Consider the following 5,194-nt stretch of genomic DNA (forward strand, 5'->3'; position numbering starts at 1 on the left):
GTAAAGGAACTTTTCCTTCTCCATCGAAAAGTTTTATAAATATATTTCTATATTTATAAAACAAGGCACGATTTTAATCGTGCCTTGTTATTTTATTATGCAGCGTTTTCTACTAAGAAGTCTACAGCTTTACGCACTTTAAGATCTTCAGCTAAAGCGTCTACGCTTCCAAGAGCTTGCTTGATAGCGTCTACTGGCATACCGTACATTTCAGCCATTTTTTCAACTTCTGCAGTTACTTCTTCTTCAGTAACTTTGATGTTTTCAGCTTCAATGATAGCTTCAAGAACAAGATTGATTCTTACACGTTTTTGTGCATCTTCTTTCATTTGCTCTTTTAATTTGTCAGCGTCAGTACCTGTGAATTGGTAGTAAAGCTCAAGGTTCATACCTTGTTGGCTTAAACGTTGCTCGAATTCACGAACCATACGATCTAACTCAGTGTTGATCATAGCTTCTGGAATTTCGATTTCAGCGTTAGCAGCAGCTAATTCTACTACTTCGTCACGTACTTTGTGCTCAGCTTCGTGCTTTTTGCCTTCTTCTAAGTTTGTGCGAAGTTTTGCTTTTAATTCATCAAGAGTTGCAACCGCTTCGTCTGCTTCTTTAGCGAACTCGTCGTTTAACTCAGGAAGTTCTTTTGTTTTGATTTCATGAATTGTTACTTTGAATGTTGCTGGTTTGCCAGCTAATTCAGCAGCATGGTACTCTTCTGGGAATGATACTTCAACGTCTTTAGACTCACCAGATTTAAGACCGATTACTTGCTCTTCGAAACCTGGGATGAATGTACCAGAACCGATTGCTAGAGAGTAGTTTTCGCCTTTTCCGCCTTCAAATGCTTCGCCATCAACGAAACCTTCGAAGTCGATTACAGCTGTATCACCGTTTTCAACAGTTCCTTCTTCTTTAACAACTAGTTCAGCTTGACGCTCTTGTAAAGATTTTAATTCGTTCTCTACATCTTCGTCAGTTACAGTTGTTTCAACTTTTTCTACTGCTAAACCTTTGTACTCACCTAATTTAACTTCAGGTTTCACTGTAACTTTTGCAGTGAAGATAAGGTTAGCATTTTTTTCGAACTTCTCGATGTCGATTTCAGGATGATCAACTGGGAAGATACCAGCTTCTTCAATCGCTTCACCGTATGCTTTTGGTAAAATGATATCTAAAGCATCTTGGTATAAAGATTCAATACCAAAGCGTTGTTCGAATAATGGACGAGGCATTTTTCCTTTACGGAAACCTGGTACGTTAATTGTTTTTACTACTTTTTTGAACGCAGCGTCGATAGAGTTGTTTACTTCTTTAGCATCAACTTCGATTGTTAAAACGCCAACGTTACCTTCTAATTTTTCCCATTTTGTAGACATTTATTCTTTCCCTCCAACTATAATAATGTATGCACATACCTCTATAGATTAAGATCTTCATTATCTCTTTTTTGAAATAACAAATACACAAATAATCCTCTAGCAAAAGCTTTCAGATATAATGTTCCAATCTACTAATTGCCCAGAAGACAACTACGGTATATTTTGTTCGAGAATAATATGAAACATATTAAGTAAGAGAATTACACTTCTCTTCTCTTACAAACAGGCAGTTTTCTGCCTTTTGCAACCCTTACATTATAACATAGAATATGCTCGTTTCAAGAACTGAACGATTCTTTTTCATAATTATACGGGCAAATATCCTTCTCTTTCAACACGTAATAACCATTGATAGGCAATATGAAACTCTTCCAATTCGATATTGTATGCTGTCATAAGCTCTTCTTCATCAATAGCCAATCCGAAACGCTTTCTTCCAATTCTCTCTAAAACAGCTGACCAAATCTCTTCTTTATCCATTAATAGAGCGAATGGGAAAATGCTAATTTGCAATTCTTTCCAATATGTAACCATCGCTTCAAATATATCGGGATAATTTTGCTCTAATCGACTTGATAATTTATGTATAATGTTATTGGATTGCTCCTCATTATGACCTGTAAATGCCGGAATTACCTTAATCGTATTCCCAAACTTTTCTACCTCTATTTCCTCTTCTACCTGACTTTCTATCATTTTATACAAAATAGAAGTTTTCAAATAGGGGTGTTGCTCTTCGTCTATTAAAAATTTCTTTAAAACAGGTAATGCAAGATCTAAGTCTTTTAACGAAAGTCGCTGAATCGCTCTTAGCTTCTGTCCAAAGTTTTCTCCAAAAATTTCATTAGTAAACTCATCCAACTCAAAATTTGAATCCACTAGCGATGCGTCTCCCTCATTTAGCATACCTTCTGCAAATAAAGCAAGCTGCGCTAATTTTTCCTTTTGATCAGGCATTATATCTTTCGTTTGTAAAACCTTTTCAACAGTTTCAATAACACCTTCATAATCATTTGTTTGAACTAAAATAGTCACGTACGTTTCAAGAATATCACCAAATAAGACAACTCCTGTTTTAAGCAACTGTTCACATTTGTCTTTCGCTTCTTCCATACGTTTTAATTCGAGTAAACAAATAACTGAAGCTAATTCCGTTTGTTCCGTTTCCGCATTATACTGACGTAATATTTCAAAGCAGCGCAATGCATCTTCGAACTTCCGCTCTTTCAGCGCTAAAAAACCTTCATCAATATAGCGCTCTGATAGTTGTGGAAACAATACGACCGTATTTTCTTTTTTATCCATACGTCCGCCTCTTTTTCTTGATTTTAATTATGTTCAAAGTAAATATATCAAATGCGTAATGAGAACACAACATCCCAAAACTATTTGTTTGAAATATGAAAATATTTAATTTTTACATTCCAATACAAATAAATCTCTACTAAAAATTAAAATTGTACAAGTAAAAATCCCCAGCAACAAACGCAGAGGATTCATCATTAATGGAAAGCTTTTATAATTGTGGGGTATATTACAAGGGTAATAATTTGGAGAACAATAATTGCCATAACAATCATGCTAAAATAGAAGATTGGTTTACTTCGCTTCATTAAAAACATAATAATAAGCATCGTACAAGCAAACAAACTTAAGAAGAACAAACTTGTTGTCGAACTAAGTATACCACTTGGGACAAAGAACAATAACACTACACTACAAGTACCTATAATTCCAAATAACCATTCCATTCATTCACTCATTCCCTTTCCCTCTCATGGCTGTTTTCTCTAAGCAATCAAATGTTTCACAACATCAACTACATACGTTAATTTCTCATACGCTACAAATCCAAAAGCAACCGTCAAGCCCGTTACAACTAATCCTTTCATCATTTCTGCCTCCTCGTTTTATCGTTGTTATCTTCATTATAAAAGATTAGCAATTTCTTACCATCGAACTACCTTACAGTTACCTTACAGAATTGTAAGATTTCAAAAAGAGATTGAAAAAAACCTCATATCGCTTGAGGTGCTTTCACGGAATTTATTTATAATCACTTGCAAAATTAACTTTTTTCTCTTGGTTATTTTTCGGAGAATCCACTCTTAAACTAATAGATTTACTAAATAATTTAGGATCAAAATAATTATTCATTACTTTTCTTAACTTACCTTCAGATATTTTCGTATTACAAGAAAACAAAGGATGAAGATCATGTTAATATATTTTTGTACAATTAAGACTTTAATTTACAAGGGGGATTATATATGTTTAAAAAAATGGCCGCAGATGTATTAGGACTAAGCGATGTAGGTTCTGTTATTACACCTAAAGACTATGATAAGGTCGATGCCGATGATTATGTAATGCATGAAGATGGGGAGAAAATTTACTTTCTCATTAAATCGAAATCAGATGAATATTGCTTCACAAACAAAGGGTTAATTCACTTAGACGGTACAAGCGCAACAAGTAAAAAACGTACACTACGCCGCTTTAGCTATAGTAAATATCAAATTAAAAACGTAGCGCTTGAAACTGCGGGAACGATTGATTTAGATGTAGAAATTAAGTTCCAAATGGGCGATGAACACTATTCAATTGATGTCCATAAAAAACATATTGAAGAATTAAAAGATTTATATAAAGCTTTACTTAAAATAGAAGAAATCTCATACGACAACGATATTACATTGCAGTATGCACATAAAAGTTTAGATATGGCATCTAACGCTTTCAGCCGTATTTCAAACGCACAAGTAAATTTAGCAGAACAGTTTAAAGAAATAAACGAAATCGCTTTTAACTGGCTCGTTGATACGAAGAAACAATATAATGTGAAAGATTATGGTTTTGTATTTGAGAAGTTTATTAATAACTAAACAGAAAACCTTGTTATCAAAAGATAACAAGGTTTTTGTAGCGTACCAGGAGAAATTCGAGCTCCCGCTTCGTCTTTAACCAAAATATATAAACGCTAGTATAATTCGTTTATTGAATCGTTCATTGTTTCGGTTAACTGACCATTTGTTAAAATTCTGCCTTATTATATACCTTATCGTCAAGATGAAGCTTTTTCCTATTATAATGTCTCTATTTCTAAATCTACTTCTAATTCTAGAGCTTCGTCACATGCTTTAAATAACATTTCAAACATGTCTTTACCACCACTTGTGTAAAAGTAGTTAGATAGATCTGTTATATTTGTTGAAGATTTATCTCTCCATGGTAGTTGCTTAGATAAACCTTCAATGTCCCACACTACTTCTGATGGTGAGAATAGTTTTAATTTTTCACGAGCTTCTTTCGCTTCCTCAATCGCCTTTAGGATATTTTGAAGTGTTAACCTTCCATCTTTATAAAGTATTTTATAAGAAGATTATATTATGTCTGGTTATTTCACTGTTCCAAATATTCGAAATTACTAACAGGGAGAATGAATGCAATTAGTTACATAATTGAAAATAAAATTGTTACACAAATGTTGAGAAATATTGAAATTCAATTTCCATCAAATTCTATTCTTGCTAGCATTATTTATAAGAATATTCAAAAAGGGAGGGGATTTCATGGACGTTCTAATAAAGGGGAATGAACAAATTTCAAAACTACTTAACGGATGGTATCAAGAAATACGTTCACGTAATATAGATAATGCCCATTGTTTAAAAGAAGAAATTAATTCTATCATTCACACTAACGAAGCAGACCCAAAATTGTTACTCTACTATTACCTTTTAGATTTCGGTTATAAATATTTAGTGGATAATTTAAGTATTTCAAAAAATAGCTTTGATAAAATTGAATCTTTTAAT

The 5,194-nt window shown here is 33.2% G+C and carries 6 protein-coding genes; 2 read left to right on the forward strand and 4 right to left on the reverse strand.

Going from position 1 to position 5,194, the window contains the following annotated elements:
* Positions 1-95: 95 nt before the first annotated feature.
* The 3 genes from tig to GBN78_RS28345 form a co-directional block, all read right to left on the reverse strand.
* A complete protein-coding gene (tig, locus tag GBN78_RS28335; RefSeq protein WP_152127959.1) occupies positions 96-1,373 on the reverse strand; it encodes a trigger factor in 1,278 nt (425 codons plus the stop codon).
* 309 nt (positions 1,374-1,682) lie between these two features.
* A complete protein-coding gene (locus GBN78_RS28340; RefSeq protein ID WP_025966445.1) occupies positions 1,683-2,681 on the reverse strand; it encodes a hypothetical protein in 999 nt (332 codons plus the stop codon).
* A 197-nt stretch (positions 2,682-2,878) separates the two neighbouring features.
* Entirely contained in the window at positions 2,879-3,127 is a 249-nt protein-coding gene (locus GBN78_RS28345; protein WP_001983650.1) for a hypothetical protein, read from the reverse strand.
* A gap of 519 nt (positions 3,128-3,646) precedes the next feature.
* On the opposite strand from GBN78_RS28345, the gene GBN78_RS28350 reads away from it, so the two are divergent.
* Entirely contained in the window at positions 3,647-4,261 is a 615-nt protein-coding gene (locus GBN78_RS28350; protein ID WP_000473867.1) for a PH domain-containing protein, read from the forward strand.
* 200 nt (positions 4,262-4,461) lie between these two features.
* Here GBN78_RS28350 and GBN78_RS28355 read toward each other — a convergent pair whose 3' ends face one another.
* A complete protein-coding gene (locus tag GBN78_RS28355) occupies positions 4,462-4,746 on the reverse strand; it encodes an Imm70 family immunity protein (protein WP_087944812.1) in 285 nt (94 codons plus the stop codon).
* Between the two features lie 202 nt (positions 4,747-4,948).
* Here GBN78_RS28355 and GBN78_RS28360 point away from each other — a divergent pair.
* Positions 4,949-5,194 (forward strand): response regulator aspartate phosphatase (locus GBN78_RS28360; protein WP_481747365.1); only part of this gene is annotated, 246 nt, incomplete at its 3' end.

Source organism: Bacillus sp. B2-WWTP-C-10-Post-4, from assembly GCF_009183805.1.
Taxonomy (GTDB): Bacteria; Bacillota; Bacilli; order Bacillales; family Bacillaceae_G; genus Bacillus_A; species Bacillus_A cereus.